The 15398-nt window shown below is 44.6% G+C and carries 15 protein-coding genes; 10 read left to right on the forward strand and 5 right to left on the reverse strand.

Translation table 11 applies throughout. The features are described from left to right. The first annotated feature begins 46 nt into the window (after nucleotides 1-46). Both AABA11_RS05965 and AABA11_RS05970 read left to right on the forward strand, forming a co-directional pair. Nucleotides 47-2392, forward strand: coding sequence for a fatty acid cis/trans isomerase (locus tag AABA11_RS05965; RefSeq protein WP_338266248.1), 2346 nt, complete (start codon nucleotides 47-49; stop codon nucleotides 2390-2392). Between the two features lie 120 nt (nucleotides 2393-2512). Beyond that, entirely contained in the window at nucleotides 2513-3499 is a 987-nt protein-coding gene (locus AABA11_RS05970) for an LLM class flavin-dependent oxidoreductase (protein WP_265729178.1), read from the forward strand. Nucleotides 3500-3569: 70 nt separating this feature from the next. Here the strand turns inward: AABA11_RS05970 and AABA11_RS05975 are convergent, their stop codons facing one another. Further along, nucleotides 3570-4496 carry a lysophospholipid acyltransferase family protein gene (locus AABA11_RS05975; protein WP_338266251.1) on the reverse strand — a complete coding sequence of 309 codons (927 nt, stop codon included), beginning with the start codon at nucleotides 4494-4496 and terminating at the stop codon, nucleotides 3570-3572. Next, nucleotides 4489-5292: a 3-deoxy-D-manno-octulosonic acid kinase gene (locus tag AABA11_RS05980; RefSeq protein ID WP_338266253.1), complete on the reverse strand. Its 804-nt coding sequence runs from the start codon at nucleotides 5290-5292 to the stop codon at nucleotides 4489-4491. Before AABA11_RS05980 ends, AABA11_RS05975 begins: the two co-directional genes overlap by 8 nt. A 57-nt stretch (nucleotides 5293-5349) precedes the next feature. Here AABA11_RS05980 and AABA11_RS05985 point away from each other — a divergent pair, with 57 nt between their 5' ends. After that, on the forward strand, nucleotides 5350-6360 hold the full coding sequence (locus AABA11_RS05985; RefSeq protein ID WP_338266254.1) for a glycosyltransferase family 9 protein: 1011 nt from the start codon (nucleotides 5350-5352) through the stop codon (nucleotides 6358-6360). On the opposite strand, the gene AABA11_RS05990 is transcribed toward AABA11_RS05985, so the two are convergent. Beyond that, nucleotides 6353-7312, reverse strand: coding sequence for a methylenetetrahydrofolate reductase (locus AABA11_RS05990; RefSeq protein ID WP_338266256.1), 960 nt, complete (start codon nucleotides 7310-7312; stop codon nucleotides 6353-6355). The two genes, AABA11_RS05985 and AABA11_RS05990, sit on opposite strands and share 8 nt — an antisense overlap. A gap of 208 nt (nucleotides 7313-7520) precedes the next feature. On the opposite strand from AABA11_RS05990, the gene AABA11_RS05995 reads away from it, so the two are divergent. The 4 genes from AABA11_RS05995 (at nucleotide 7521) to ppnP (ending at nucleotide 10851) form a co-directional block, all read left to right on the forward strand. Beyond that, complete coding sequence (locus tag AABA11_RS05995) at nucleotides 7521-8057, forward strand: DUF1285 domain-containing protein (protein ID WP_338266258.1); 537 nt, start codon at nucleotides 7521-7523, stop codon at nucleotides 8055-8057. Nucleotides 8058-8143: 86 nt separating this feature from the next. Beyond that, nucleotides 8144-9490 carry a DEAD/DEAH box helicase gene (locus AABA11_RS06000; protein ID WP_265729184.1) on the forward strand — a complete coding sequence of 449 codons (1347 nt, stop codon included), beginning with the start codon at nucleotides 8144-8146 and terminating at the stop codon, nucleotides 9488-9490. Nucleotides 9491-9594: 104 nt separating this feature from the next. Next, nucleotides 9595-10491 (forward strand): transcriptional regulator GcvA, encoded by an 897-nt coding sequence (gene gcvA, locus AABA11_RS06005; RefSeq protein ID WP_265729269.1) that lies wholly within the window; start codon nucleotides 9595-9597, stop codon nucleotides 10489-10491. 69 nt (nucleotides 10492-10560) lie between these two features. Further along, nucleotides 10561-10851, forward strand: coding sequence for a pyrimidine/purine nucleoside phosphorylase (gene ppnP / locus AABA11_RS06010; RefSeq protein ID WP_265729185.1), 291 nt, complete (start codon nucleotides 10561-10563; stop codon nucleotides 10849-10851). A gap of 86 nt (nucleotides 10852-10937) precedes the next feature. On the opposite strand, the gene AABA11_RS06015 is transcribed toward ppnP, so the two are convergent. After that, complete coding sequence (locus AABA11_RS06015) at nucleotides 10938-12584, reverse strand: lytic transglycosylase (protein WP_338266263.1); 1647 nt, start codon at nucleotides 12582-12584, stop codon at nucleotides 10938-10940. A gap of 54 nt (nucleotides 12585-12638) precedes the next feature. After that, entirely contained in the window at nucleotides 12639-13412 is a 774-nt protein-coding gene (gene gloB / locus AABA11_RS06020; RefSeq protein ID WP_338266265.1) for a hydroxyacylglutathione hydrolase, read from the reverse strand. 92 nt (nucleotides 13413-13504) lie between these two features. Between gloB and AABA11_RS06025 the strand changes: the two genes are divergently transcribed. From AABA11_RS06025 to dnaQ, 3 genes are read left to right on the forward strand one after another with little or no spacing between them, the layout of a single operon-like run. Further along, complete coding sequence (locus tag AABA11_RS06025; RefSeq protein ID WP_338266267.1) at nucleotides 13505-14245, forward strand: class I SAM-dependent methyltransferase; 741 nt, start codon at nucleotides 13505-13507, stop codon at nucleotides 14243-14245. Then, a complete protein-coding gene (gene rnhA, locus AABA11_RS06030) occupies nucleotides 14242-14685 on the forward strand; it encodes a ribonuclease HI (protein WP_479481448.1) in 444 nt (147 codons plus the stop codon). Before AABA11_RS06025 ends, rnhA begins: the two co-directional genes overlap by 4 nt. After that, a complete protein-coding gene (dnaQ, locus tag AABA11_RS06035) occupies nucleotides 14682-15395 on the forward strand; it encodes a DNA polymerase III subunit epsilon (protein WP_265729189.1) in 714 nt (237 codons plus the stop codon). The genes rnhA and dnaQ overlap by 4 nt, the downstream gene beginning before the upstream one ends. Nucleotides 15396-15398: the final 3 nt, after the last annotated feature.

A 15398-nucleotide genomic window follows, 5' to 3' on the forward strand; every position in this document is an offset into this window, starting at 1 on the left:
GTTGCGTTCTAACAGAAAGATGAAATAAAAAAAGAGGATCTTTTTTATGTCTCGATGGCTGACGTTTGTTTGTCTGCTTACTTTGGTTTCTGGCTGTGCGGCTTATGCCACACATCAGTTTGATTCGGTATTCGGCGAACAAAATACAACCAATCGTGTTGTTGCTGTCAGCAATGAAGACGCCGCGTTTTATAATGACCAAGTTAAACCCATTTTGGACAGCCGTTGTGTTTCTTGTCATGCGTGTTATGACGCCCCCTGTCAGCTGAAGTTTACCGCAGTGGGTGGAATAGAAAGAGGGGGCTCCAAAGAACTGGTTTATGATGGAACTCGTTTGTTGGCTTCGTCCCCGACACGATTGTTTATCGATGCCAAAAGCACTGAAGAGTGGCGATCTAAGGGCTTCCACCCGGTATTGAATGAAAGAGAGCAATCTCCCGCTGCCAATTTGCAAGGCAGTTTGTTGTATCGAGCGATAGCATTGCGAGCCAAGCAAGGCGCTTTTGATCAGCCTGTTTTGTCTGAGGGTTATGACTTTTCTTTGGCTCGTGATCAGCAGTGCGTCAGTATCGAAGAATACAAGCAATTTGAACAAGATTACCCAAAATGGGGGATGCCATACGGTCTTCCTGCTTTGAATACGGAAGAGTACGATGTGCTGACCCGCTGGCTGGCAAAAGGTGGAAAAATGCCAGCAATGGCACAGATGCCTAGTGCAATGCAAGACAAGGTGGCGTTATGGGAGTCGCGTTTAAATGGTGACGACTTAAAAACGCAACTTGTCTCCCGTTATATTTATGAACACCTTTATTTATACAGTCTGTATTTAGATGGGGGTGAACAGTATCGTTTTCAGTTGGTGCGTTCTAAAACTCCGCCGGGGGAACCCATTGACCGGATCGCAACACGACGTCCGTATGACGCTCCGGGAGTGGATCACGTTTACTATCGTTTGTGGTTAGACCCTGAAGTGAAGGTTCAAAAAAACCATATTCCTTTGCAACTGGATGAAGCGAGATACGCTCGCTGGACATCGTACTTTTACGATGAACAGTATGAAGTAACCAGAGACCCAGGCTATGACCCAGAAGTGGCCACGAATCCATTTAAAGCGTTTCGGGAAATACCTGCCCATGCGCGATATCGCTTTTTATTAGACCATTCTCAGAAGACCATCATGGCGTTTATTAAAGGGCCAGTGTGTCGTGGTCAAGTGGCAGTGAATGTGATTAATGAGCAGTTTTGGGTTTACTTTATTGACCCTGAAGCGCTGTATGGTAAAGGGTCGACTGACTATTTAGAGACTCAGGTGCAGAATTTGGACTTGCCTGCGGTTGGATCTAGTAATACCTTGCCGCTGGCGTCATGGGTTATTTTCTCAGAGCAACAAAAATCCTATTTGTCTGCTAAGGCGGCGTTAATAGAGGCCGATTCGGGTAAGACACCGCTCAATCTAAAATTGATTTGGGATGGGGATGGGGAAAATGATAATGCCGCATTGACTATTTTTCGCCATTTTGACAACGCGTCCGTGGTTCAAGGGATGGTTGGGCAGCAGCCGAAAACCGCGTGGGTGATCGATTATCCGTTATTGGAGAGAATTCATTATTTGTTGGTGGCTGGCTTCGATGTGTATGGAAATGTTGGGCATCAGTTGGTCACGCGTTTGTACATGGATTTTCTGAGAATGGAAGGTGAGATGAACTTTCTTCTTTTCTTGCCAAAAGAAGACCGAGAGGCTATACGCAAGTATTGGTATCGAGACGCCAATCAGACCATTAAAGATTACATATTCAGTGATTACATTAAGGTCGATCGACAGTCAGAAGTGACATACACAACGGGTGATCACCAATCAGAGTTATATGAAAAGCTTAGAAGTAAGCTGACGGCCGTGTTGAATCATGGTTATGATTTGGATCAGAGTAAGCTACCTGCTGAACAAATAAACGCTTTGCATCATTTGCAAACGGTGCGTGGTGGTGGATTGGTGTATTTGCCTGATGTGGCTACGATATTGGTAACACAGCAAGGCAATCCCTTGGAAGTGATTAGTCTGATACACAATAAAGCACATGCGAATATCTCCAGTTTACTGGATGAAGAAGCGGCAAGGTTGCCGAACGAAGATGGGGTGACCTTGGCTAAAGGCGTGCTTGGAGACTATCCGAATGTCTTAATGCAGGTGGAAGTGTCTGAATTGTCGGATTGGGCAAACCAAGTGGCGGCTCTTAAAACACGAGCCGATTATTCAGCGTTACTTGATAGCTTTGGGATTCGCAGAACGCATCCTAATTTTTGGTTTGTCAGTGATGCTATTGCTAACCTGAATAAACTAGATCGGCCAAGAGAAAGTGGGATTTTGGACTACAACCGTTTGGAAAACAGATAAAAACTACTCTCGTCTTTTAAAGGCGGGTGAGCGCTTCTGCATTTTCTGCATGATTGCGGGCTTGCAGTGATAGAGAGAAGTCCCAAATAGTAGGCATAGTATTTATAGATAGGTAAATTTATGATCCCACTTTCGATTCTCGATTTAGCGCCGGTGGCTGATGGTCATTCGGTTGCTGAATCTTTGGCAATGAGCCGTAGAATGGTGATGGCTGCAGAAGAGCATAATTACGCTCGTTTTTGGCTTGCTGAACATCATGGTATGGCCGGTGTGGCAAGTTCTGCCACGTCCGTTGTGTTGTCTCATCTTGGTGCCGCAACATCAAAGATACGTATTGGTTCGGGTGGTGTTATGCTGCCAAATCATTCGCCTTTGGTCATTGCTGAGCAGTTTGGCACTTTGGCCGAATTATACCCAAATCGTATTGATTTAGGGTTGGGTCGAGCGCCCGGTACGGATATGCAAACGGCAAGAGCGTTGCGTCGCAATATGGATGCCTCCGTTGACAGTTATCCTGATGATGTTTTAGAGCTTCAGCGCTTATTGGGCGATGAGGAGCGAGGTGTCTTGGCTGTTCCTGGTCGAGGCACGCACGTTCCGCTATGGATGTTGGGCTCTAGCTTATACAGCGCCCAAGTCGCGGCTGAATTTGGTTTGCCTTATTCATTTGCTTCCCATTTTGCGCCAGATCAATTGATTCAAGCGCTTACCCTGTATCGTCGAAACTTCAAGCCTTCTGATCAATGTCCTCAACCTCACACCATGGCTGGCGTAATGGCCGTTGTGGCGGATACGGATGAGGAAGCACGTTATTTATTTACTTCCGCTCAACAGCAGTTTGTGAATTTGCGACGTAATCGAAATCGCCCATTTGCCAAACCCGTGGATACGATGGACGGCATTTGGACGCCCAGTGAAAAGCACATGGTTGAACACATGCTGCAATACGCTATGGTTGGATCTAAAGAGTCTGTGGCGTTTCAGTTGTCTAGCTTCATTGAATCAACAAAAGTCGATGAGCTAATCATTTCTATGCCGGTTCATAATGCGGATGCTAGGCTGACATCATTGCGATTGATGGCTGAAGTACGAGACAGTGTCTCTTAGGGGATGACTTAGTATAGGCTAGGATGGCGGAGATTAAGCCACTGAAAGTTTGTCTTTCAGTGGCTTTTCTTTATTTTGAATAAGGGCTTGGTGTGCCGGGGACCACTTGGGTTTTGAAGCGTCGGTGAGACCAAAAATATTGCTCTTTTTTGCTATTAATTTGAGACTCAATCAGTGCATTAATAGTGGTAGCGTCAGTGACTTCGTCGCCGGATGGATAATCTTCTAATTCAGTTAGAGAAAGAAAATAGCCTTTTTCAGTTCGACCATAGTCATACAGCAATATTGCCGCTTGGGTTGTTTTGGCTAACCGGCTGATGTGTGAAATAGTTGCGCAGTCACGCCCATAAAATGGGGCGAAAACTGAGTTTTTGCGGCCGTAATCTTGGTCAACGGCGTACCACACAGCTTTATTTTGTTTTAGTGATTTCATGACTTCTCGAACGTTGCTGCGTTCAATCGTTTTCGAAAAAATAGCTTGGCGCTGGCGCTCCATGACCCAGTTTATAACAGGGTTTCGTTGGAGCTTATAAATAGGGTGGACGTCAATGTATCGCGCCATGTGTGTACCGCAAAGGTCTATTGAAGAAAAGTGCGCGCCAATAATGATGCAGCCTTTTCCTTTGCTGAGGGCTTTTTCAATGACATCTTGGTCGTTAAACGCGACTTTTGAGGCGGTGTTGTTTCTGTCTTGAAACCAAGTCGCAAACATTTCAAATACGCCAATGCCCATGCTTTTGAAATGCGCCTTAGCCAGTTTGGTTCTTTCTTTATCGGTCATGTCTGGAAAGCAAATCTTTAAATTTACATGGCAGATATTTTTGCGGTTTGAACTGAGTGCGTAGTGCACGCTGCCTAAAAGGTTGCCAAGCCATTTTTGACCAAACCAAGGAAGGAAGCTGAGTAAATAGGCGATACCTATGCCGATCCATGTAGGCCAATGCTTTGGGCCCAAAAAGTGAGAAATATTTTTATCGAGAGTGCTTTGTTTAGCCATGGTATCCCTCCAAAAAAGCCAGCCATTGCTTTTCTGATACGCGAAAATTTGAATGTTTATTGGATTCTTTGTCGAGTGAGCGTTTTAAACGGTCTATATTGGATTGCATCCATTCATCTTGCTGGGTTCTCTGCTCACATTTGTCAAAATCGATTACCCAAATTTTATTTTGTTTGTCTATCATGATGTTATGGCAGTTTAGGTCGGAATGGTAAATGCCATTCTCATGAAAGCGTTTGATGACGCTTCCAATGGCTTGCCAATTAACGTGTTCTTGTTGATCGCTCTTTATTATGTCGAAGAGGTCTTTTGCATCGTCGATGGTTTCTGTTAAAAGCTGAGCCTGATAGAAACCGGTTGATACAGAGTATAGCCCTCCAATTGGCCGAGGCACAGGCAGGTTCAGCGCATTCATCTTTTCTAATAAGCTGAGCTCTAACCACGGGCGGGAGTTGCTTTTCCCAGTAAATAAAAAGCGACTTTTATTGAATTTGGCGATCAGTCCGCCTCTTCGGTATCGACGGAGCACAAAGCGACCAAATTCACTGTTGATGAACCATACTTCACCACGTCCATTTCCGGTGCCTGCAAGCGCATTCTTAGACTGCCAAAATGTAGGATCAAACCAACTTTCTGAGATCTGTAAGGCGGGATCGCTTGTTAGTAATACGGTGCTTGGCGATATGTTGATGGTTTGTGGCATGTTGCTCGCTTTGTCGTGGTCTTTAATTCGGCATAGTTTGCGACGTGTTTGCTCTCTAATGCCAATTCGGGGTGTGCCTATAAATTTGGACACATTCAAGAGCGACTATTCTATAATACTTGCCGAGTTTAAGCAGCCCTAGAGGAAGATATGCAGCAAGAGAATATTCAACATTTGGCCGTCGTTCGCTTATCTGCGCTGGGGGATGTGTGTCATGCCATGGCTGTGGTTCAATCTATAATGAAACGGCACCCTGCCATGTGTGTTACTTGGGTAACATCGCCTTTGGAGGCGAACCTAGTCCGTCTGCTTGATGGTGTTGAGGTTGTTGAATACGATAAAAAAACCGGTTTTACAGGTTTGTTGGCGTTGCGTTCTCAGCTAAAAGGACGCGTATTTGATGTGTTGTTGCACATGCAATGGTCTATTAGGGCAAGTCTAGTAACCCGTATGATCCGGGCGAAGAGGCGAGTAGGCTTTGCGCTGTCGCATTCGCGTGAAAAGCAGCATTGGTTTGTGAATGAATTTGCTCCAGAGCCAAAAGGTGATCATGTATTGGACTCCTTTTTGTCTATCGGAAGTGTGCTTGATGTCCATGAGCCGTCTTTACCCTGTGAGTTGGTGCTTCCTAAACCAGATTTGGGTCTACCCAACCGTTATGTGGTGATCAACCCGTCGGCTTCTAAAGCGGAGCGAAATTGGACGGTTGAAGGTTATCAGGCCGTATTAGACTGGTTTTTAAACAAAGAGATTTGTCCTGTCATAACAGGAGGGCCATCGCGCGACGAGCAACATTTTGCTGAGGTGGTTATCGGCGATAGAGGCGACGAAGTGATTAATTTGGTTGGCAAAACGCCGTTAAACAGTATGCTATCGGTGCTAAAAGGGGCGGAATTAGTGGTTTCGCCAGATACAGGGCCGGCGCATATGGCCACTTTGGTTGGAACGCCTGTGGTAGGTTTGTATGCACATTCAAATCCGCAGCGCACAGGTCCGTACCGAGACTTGGATAAGGTGGTCAGTGTTTACGGAGTATTGGCAGAAGAGGAATACCAAAAGCCAGTCTCAGAATTGCCTTGGTCAACCAGAGTGCATGACCCTAAGGCCATGCAACACATTCAGATTGATTCAGTGTTATCAAAGTTAGATGAGCTTATTTAGCCAGGGATTGTTCTGCTAATTTAAGGTCTAATGTCGCCTTGAGCAGTTTGTATAGCTGAATTGAGGCGTCAATTTCTTCTTTTCTATTGGTTAAGCTTTCGATATTCAAGCCAAGAGGAACGCCAAGTGGTAACGCTGTTTCGATAATTTGTTCTAGCGCGTTTCGACAGATTTTAATAGATTCTTCCAATGGTGCAGAAGCATCTAAAATACGGTGTTTGGTTGCGTCTGGTACTGAAATTCCTAACCATTCCATGAATTCAAGTGTTTTTGCACTTCCACATGGGGTGAACGTCAAAATAATACGTTTTGGTGCTTCGCCTTTTTCTTTGCATGCTCTTGCGTAGCGGCTGATTAGATCCGCCGTGGCTTGATGGTTGTAAACAGCCTGAGAAATAAAAAATTCGCATCCTGACTCAGATTTTTTCAATAGGCGTACATGTTCGTCGCCTTTTTTGGCATGACGCTCAGCAATGGTAACGCCACCAAGGTTGAAGTCGTGCGGTGATGCTTTTAGCGTTTCATAAGCTTGTGGTAACGGCAGTTTAATATCACCATTTGAAGAGGGTGAGCCAACCAACACCAAATCACGAATGCCATACTGTTCCCACGCTTCGGTTAACCAGCCAGAAAACTCCTCAGAGCTGCGTGATGAGACGGATTTGTATGTAATGACCGGCTTATCTGATTGCTGATGAAGGCGTTTTGACCATGCGCGTGGGTCGTGAGTTTCCATGAATGGAAACGGGCGAGGCTTGTCAATACGGCTTGTTTCGTCTTGTATGTCGTAGACAATTAAACCGTCTACTTCGATGTTATTAAGACGTTCAATCAGCTTCTGGCTTACTAGGCTTAATTGCTCTTCTTCTAAAGAAGATTTTGGCGGTGTTGTGCCGATGAAGTAGACGCCACGGCTTGGGTCTTGAAACTTAGTTGCTAATTCCGATTTCATAATGTCACACTTCTGAATAAGGTAAAGAGGACAGAGACTTGTTGGCTCTGTCACATTGTTTGTTGTGGCTATTCTAACAGTGAAATGCATTCAAGGCTTTGCCCTCAAGTTGAATAATATTGTAGTTGGTGTGAGGTAAGTTAATTCTGTTAGGTATCAACGCGGTGGCCTGCGAGCTCGGACTCATCATAAAGAGGAGGAAATAATCATGATGGATTTAAAAGGTTTACCAGAAACGACGGCCAGTTTGCCTCCTGTGCATACATGGACGCCGCCATTTTGTGGTGACATGGATCTTGTCATAAAGGCAAATGGTGAATGGATTCATGAAGGTGGCAAAATAAAACGCCCGGCGATGGTAACTATGTTTAGCCGTATTTTGTGGTTTGAAAAGGGCGAGTACTTTTTAGTAACGCCGGTTGAAAAGGTTCGAATTCAGGTTGAAGATGCGCCTTTTTTGGTGGTTGGTTGGCAGTGGGTCGACAGTGAGCTGGGTAAGGCTATTGAATTTGTTACTCATACAGACGACCGCCTGGTGTTGGGTGTTGGTTGTGATTTGTGGATGGCGTTTTTTCAGAATGAAGAGCGTCCCTATGTCTCAATGCGTTACGGATTGAAGGCGTTGGTGGGTAGAAATGTCTTTTATGATCTTGCTGAGTATCTTGAACCGGTAAAAACATCAGAGGGCGAGGGTATTGGCCTTATTAGTGCCGGTAAAAGCTACCTTTTAATGAAAGATGAATAACGAATTTTCACGCTCCTAGGTTATAATAAGTAGATTAAACGCAACGTTTTGTTTGTGCCGTATTTTTGTTTTAAAGGGGTATTTGTTTGTTATTCAAAGAATTTGGTTTTGATAATCGTATTTTAACGTCTATCGGTCATTTAGGGTTTGATGTGGCGACGGAAATTCAAGCTCGCGCTATTCCTGAAGCGATGGCCGGGCGTGATTTATTGGCGTCGTCAAAAACTGGATCTGGAAAAACACTCGCTTATCTTTTGCCTGCTCTGCACCGCGTTTACAAGAAAAAAGCGTTGTCTAAACGTGATCCTCGTGTGGTGATTTTAGTACCAACTCGCGAGTTGGCAAAACAAGTCTATGGTCAGTTGCGACTTTTGCTGGCATCCAGTCGTTTTACTTCCATCCTTATTCAGGGTGGGGAAAATTTTAACGACCAACATAAGTCGCTGCAAAAAGACCCTCATTTTATCGTCGCGACACCAGGACGTTTAGTTGACCATCTAAAGCAACGTCATGTGTTCTTAGAGGGGCTTGAGTTGCTTATTTTGGACGAAGCTGATCGCATGTTGGATCTAGGCTTTGCGGATGCGATGCGAGCCATCAATGATGCCGCTAATCACCGCCAACGTCAGACGCTGTTCTTTTCTGCGACATTAGACAATACCGATGTGAGCGCGATTGCCAATGAACTGCTAAGAGAGCCTTCTCGTGTGGCGGTTGGTCAAGGCTTTGACGAGCACACTGATATTTCCCAACATGTGTTTTTATGTGACCATTTAGATCATAAAGAAGCGCTTTTGAAGCATTTGTTAGTAGGGCAAACGATCAAGCAGGCGATTGTGTTTACTGCAACGAAAAGTGATACGGTACGTTTGTCTGAAATCATTGCAAGCTGGGGGCTGAGTACTCAGGCATTAAACGGTAATCTATCGCAAAGCGCGCGTAATAAAACGATGGAGAGTTTTGCAAAAGGTCAGTTTGATGTTTTGGTCAGTACCGATGTGGCATCACGCGGTTTGGACATTGCTAGTGTTTCGCATGTGTTTAACTTCGATCTGCCTAAGCAAGCGGAAGAGTTTGTCCATAGAACTGGGCGAACTGGTCGTGCCGGGTTTAAAGGTGATGCTTATTCATTGGTTGGTCCAAAGGACTGGGTAAACTTTAAAGCCATTGAAGCGTACTTGCAAAAAACGTTTTCGATTGAGGTGATAGACGGTTTTGAGGCGAAATTTAAAGGGCTGGTGCCGCCAAAGCCTGCTCGCGCCATTAACAATAAACCTAAGGCAAAAACAGCGCCGAAGTCACAGAAGAAATCACCGAAAAAATCGGCTGCTAAAGCACGTTTCCATGATAATCAGCAAGACGGTTTTGACGCCTTCAAGTTGCCTGCTAAGCGTAATACATCTGCCGTCGACTTGGGCGATGAAGACGAGTAACAGGTTAATATTGGACGATTTTTTAGAAGATATGATTTATTAATTGACAGATAAGTCATATTCACGTTATTGGTTAATCTTTCTTATCTATTGGAGATGAGCTTATTAATCGTTTGCCCCCGTTAAATTCATTGAAGTGTTTCGAATCTGCTGCTCGACATGGCAGTTTCAACAAAGCAGCCAAAGAATTGTCTGTAACACCTTCCGCAATCAGTCATCAAATCAAAGGCTTGGAAAGTTTTCTTGGCCTTGAGTTGTTTCGACGCACTAAGCGAAAAGTGATATTAACGGACGCAGGGGAGTCATACTTAAAGCCAATTAAAAGCATTTTCGAGCAATTAGAAAGCGCCACATCGGAGTTAAAGAGCAAACAAAAAAGCGGTTCTTTGCGATTGGCTGTGGCGCCTGCATTCCTAACGCGTTGGTTGATGCCGAGAATGGAGAGTTTCCAAGATCGCTACCCTGACATTCAAATTGAGATTAGCTCGTCTACTGGTTTGATCGACTTTTCGGCCAATGATATTGATATGGCCGTTTACTTTGGTAGTGGCGATTGGGAGGATGTTGAGGCGCATTATTTACGACCTGCACGCCTTGCTCCTGTTTGTAATCCTAGATTGATTAAGCCTGAACAGCCGATTGTTAAGCCAGAAGACATGCGCTTTTATCCATTGCTTCATGTCACCAAACGAAAGGATGAGTGGCATGATTGGCTTCAGCAGCATGATCTTGATCCGAAACTGTTTCGTCGAGGACTGATGTTTTCAAGCGGCTCGTTAACGGCTGGTGCTGCGGCCCAAGGCTTGGGCATATCGCTTACCGACCCAGAATTGATTATGCCGGAAATTGAAGCCGGAACGTTAAAAGTGCTTTTTGATCAGCATTTAATCACCAACCGATCTTTTTACCTTGTTTACGAAAAACGCCGCTCTGTGACCTCCGCCATGTTGGCTTTTAAAGAGTGGATCATCGAACAAATGGCAGGTAATAAGACTCAGTAGAATACGTAATAACGGATTGATCAAACTTGATATTGTACCGAAATTTATAACGAAAATGAGAGTTTATATATGAGTGCAGCGTTAACCGTAAACAGCTATTTTGATGAAAAAGTAAAATCCATTGCGCTAGACAATGCTGAAGGCACATCGACTGTTGGTGTCATGTCTATTGGCGACTATGAGTTTGGCACAAGTCAGAGAGAGTACATGACGGTCGTGTCGGGTGCGCTAACGGTTAAACTGCCAGATCAAAGTGAATGGAAGACATTTGTGAAAGGCGATACGTTTATTGTGGAAGCCAATCAATCTTTTCAGTTAAAAGTGGAAGAAACCACGGCGTACCTTTGCCGATACGAATGATGATTGGTTAGGTCAAACATAATTGTAAAAAAAGGGCTGATTGATCAGCCCTTTTTTGTGTGCGGTTGTGTCTGTGAAGGTGGTTGTTAACCACCAACCACGTTGACTAAGAGTGTGACTTTATCACCTGGTTGAACATATTTTTGGCTGCCAACTTTAGGGTTCCAATCTTTAATGTCATTGATGGATACTTTGAATTTATTGGCCACCACCGCAAGGGATTCGCCTGAACGAATGGTATAAACCACTTTTTTCATGACGCTGCGAGTGCCGCTTTCAGAAGGTTTTGGCTCTAACCACACAACTAATTTTTTGCCTGGCATCAATGGGTCGGCTAATCCCATATTGTTCCAGCGAGCCAGCGTTTTGCTGTCCGTGCCGTATTTATTGGAGATCAACCATAAACTGTCTCCCGCATTCACGGTGTAGTTGATTTTTATTCGATTGCGATTTGGTGCGCGAGACTGTTTCGCGAGCAATCGTTGGTGCGAGCTTAGCGTGTAGCTTTCAATTTTATTGCCCGCCACAGGAATCATAAGTTCTTGGCCAACTCGTATCATGGTGGAGGAAATCTTATTTACATCCTGAAGAACATTGACGGTTGTATTGTGTTGCTTTGCCACTAGCAATAAGTTGTCGCCGGCTTTAACGGTGTATCGAACCCAGGTGACGCGCTCATTACTTGGAATCTCAGCCAATTTTGTTCTAAATTGCTTGGCTTTAGAAATTGGCATTAATAAGCGATGAGGGCCATCTGGTGATGTCGCCCATTGGTTAAACCCAGGGTTCAACAAGTACACTTCATCGATGCTTATTTCAGCCATGTCTGCTGCTTGCGCTAAATCGAGCTGCCCGCCAATATTGACGACATCAAAATACGGCTTATTAGGAATGAAATAGGTCGAATAGTTGTACTTCTCTGGGTTCTTGATGATTTTAGCTAACGCAATCAGCTTGGGTACATAAGCACGCGTTTCTTTTGGTAGATCCAATGACCAGAAATCGGTTGGTTTACCTGCTTTTTTATTCTTTCTGATGGCTCTTAAAACGGTGCCTTCGCCGGAATTGTACGAGGCAAGGGCGTGCAGCCAGTTACCATCAAACATTTTATTAAGTCGCGTTAAGTAGGCAATAGCCGCTTGAGTTGAGCCAATGATGTCTCTGCGTCCGTCATACCACCATGTTTGGTCGAGGCCATACATTTGACCGGTTGACGGAATGAACTGCCACGGACCCGAAGCGCGCCCGTGACTGTAGCCAAATGGATCAAAACCACTTTCTACGATAGGTAACAAGGCTATTTCGGTAGGAATACCGGCTTTTTCTAGTTCATCTACAATATAGTAAAGGTAACGTTCCCCTCGTTTAGACACTCGATCCAAATACGATGGATGGGAGCTGAACCAGCGAAGTTGTGATGACAGACGTGGACGGTCAATATCTAGGTTAAGTTGATATCCGGCACGAATTCTTTCCCAAATGTCTGCTGGCGCTTTAGGCTTGGTGACAGCAACGACAGGTTCTTCTTCTGGAAGTATTTCTTCTTCTGCGCTGTTTACAGGAGGAACGGTATCAATAAAGCCAAGTTGTTCTGTGTCAGCCTCAACGATGTCTGTGTCGTCAGCCGATTCTATAGATTCAATAGGAGCGTCGTTTTTTTCTAATTTTGAGGTGGTTTGACATGCGCTTAGGGCTAGGCTGGCAAGACAAATCCAGAAAATTTTATATATCATGTAGGCCACAAATTTGAGTAAAGTTTGGACATTTTAAAGGTGTGACGAGAGAGGTCAACTAAAACTATCTTTGGCACGCCTTACCTGACTGAATGCCGCGACGTAATCATTGGCTGGAATCTCGTTAAGTTGTTGTGCTGCATGGTTTTTAAGTGACTCGATGTGGGTTCTTAAAAACGGGTTGGTTTTTTTCTCGAGATGCAGTGTGGTAGGCAGTGTTGGTTCGTTATTCGTGCGCTGTGTATGGCTAGTCAGGTTACTTTGAATTAAAGGTTTGTTTTCTGGTTCTAGAGAAAGGGCAAAACGATAATTGGCTAAAGTGTACTCGTGAGTTGCGTAAATGTAGGTGTGATCTGGAAGATTAGCTATCTTTTGCATGGCGTTGAGCATCTGCTCTGGCGTGCCTTCCATTATCCTTCCGCAACCCCCTTTGAATAAGGTATCACCACTAAATAATACAGGCTGATCGCCTTCTGAAAAATAACATAAATGGTCTAGCGTGTGCCCGGGGGTTGCGATGACTTGAAAGTCATTTGAAAATACGGTGATTTTGTCTCCATCTATCACGGGATGTGTCACCAGCTCTTTCAGGTGGCTAGGGCCGTAAACTGGGCAGTTTGTATGGTGTTTTAATACCGCAACGCCACCAGTATGATCTTTGTGGTGATGTGTAATCAAAATGCCTGTTAGTGTTGCGCTGTGCTGGGTGCAAAAATCCAAAACGACCTCGGCATCGCCTGGGTCTACTGCCCAGATGTCTGAACTATCTTTATCTTGGACTATCCAGATATAATTGTCTTGAAAAGCAGGAAGCGGAAAGATGGTCATAGGTTGTCAACTTTGTATAGGTTGTTATATTTCGTATGGCGTGCTTAAAAATAAATACATCGTCATGCCGTTATAAATAGAGAATTCATTGTATGTTGGATGATCAATCAAGACAATTTTTTCAAAATTGGTATAAAACAGACTTGGGTGAGAGTGTCTTAGAGCAGGAGCGAAAAGAGCTTGTTGCTGAGCTTGACTCAGCCGTGGGATATTACTTAGTCACACAGTCGCCACTCAAGGATCTTCCATTACAAAATCATCGCCTTAGAGAAAGTATTATCATTGCGCCAGTACTGGAATTTGGTGCGCCTAGCCATACTGTGGTTGCTAGGGCGAGTGAGCTGCCTTTCGAAGCGGATGGCGTGGATGTGCATATTTTTCATCACACCCTTGATATTTCTGCTACACCTCATGATGACTTGAGAGAAGCAACAAGAACGTTATTGCCAAGCGGTAAACTCATTATTATTGGTTTTAACCCTTGGAGTTTGTGGGGGCTGTGCCGCCTGTTTAGAAAAAAAGTAAAAGCGCCTTGGTGCGGTCAGTTTATTGCGCATCAACGACTTGAGGACTGGTTAAAAGTAGCCGGACTGACGTTAGATACAAAACGCTTTATTTATTACGAGCCGCCATTGCAAAGTGGTAAGTGGCGGTCTCGATTTAATTGGATTGATAAAATGCTAAGGCCGTTGAAGCTGCCATTTAGTGGGGTATATGTAATGACCGCGACTAAACAGGTAAGGCGTTTTATTCCATTGAAACCTCGTTGGTCTGGGGCTCGAGTTCGAGTGCCGCCATTATCGAAGCCAACAGTAAAAGAGATGAAAGAGTGAAAAAGGTTGTAATGTACACAGACGGTGCGTGCAAGGGAAACCCTGGCATTGGTGGTTGGGGCGCTTGGCTGACCTTTGGTGAGCATGAGAAACGATTGTGTGGTGGTGAGCAAGACACAACCAACAATCGTATGGAGTTGATGGGGGCCATTGAAGGGTTGCGTGCATTGAAAGAAAAGTGCTCCGTCACACTTTACACGGACTCCTCCTATGTTCAAAAAGGCATTACCGAATGGCTGGCGGGTTGGAAGCGAAAGGGCTGGATGACGGCTTCTAAGCAGCCGGTTAAGAATAAAGACCTTTGGCAAGCCTTGGATGAGCAATGCCAATATCATGACGTTACTTGGAAGTGGGTAAAAGGTCATGCTGGGATAGAGGGCAATGAAATTGCCGACCAATTGGCAAATCAAGGCATTGATCAATTAAGGGCGGCATCATGAGACAGGTTGTTCTTGATACGGAAACAACGGGCATCGATCCGAAGCAAGGTCATCGTATAATCGAGATAGGTTGTGTGGAGATGATCGGACGTAAATTAACGAAGCGTCACTTTCATGTTTACATCAACCCAGACCGAGAAGTCGAAGAAGAAGCATTCCGAGTACACGGAATCAGTAATGAATTTTTGGCGGATAAACCGCGTTTTCATGAAATTGCGCAAGAGTTCTTTGATTTTATCAAAGGGGCTGAACTGATCATTCATAACGCCCCGTTTGATATTGGCTTTATGGATCACGAGTTTGCTCGTATTGGTGGCTTCCCAAAAACCGCCGAGGTTTGTGGGGTCTTTGATAGTTTGGTGTACGCACGTAAAAAACACCCCGGTCAAAAGAATAACCTAGATATTCTTTGTAAGCGTTATGGTATTGATAACTCCCACCGCGAGCTGCACGGCGCTTTATTGGACTCTGAAATCCTTGCGGATGTGTATTTGCTGATGACGGGCGGTCAAACCAGCTTGGGTTTGGCCAGCAGTTCTGAGTCTGAGTCAAAAGAAGAAGGTGATGTGGAAAAAATACGTCGTCTTGCTGCAAGCAGACCTGCTTTAAAGGTAATTAGAGCCAGCGAAGAAGAGTTAAAAGTCCATGAAGAACGCTTGGATTTGATTGATAAAAAGTCTGGTCAATCGTTGTGGCGGATAAAACATTAGGTA

The sequence above is a fragment of the Marinomonas pontica genome, assembly GCF_036322735.1.
Taxonomy (GTDB): domain Bacteria; phylum Pseudomonadota; class Gammaproteobacteria; order Pseudomonadales; family Marinomonadaceae; genus Marinomonas; species Marinomonas pontica.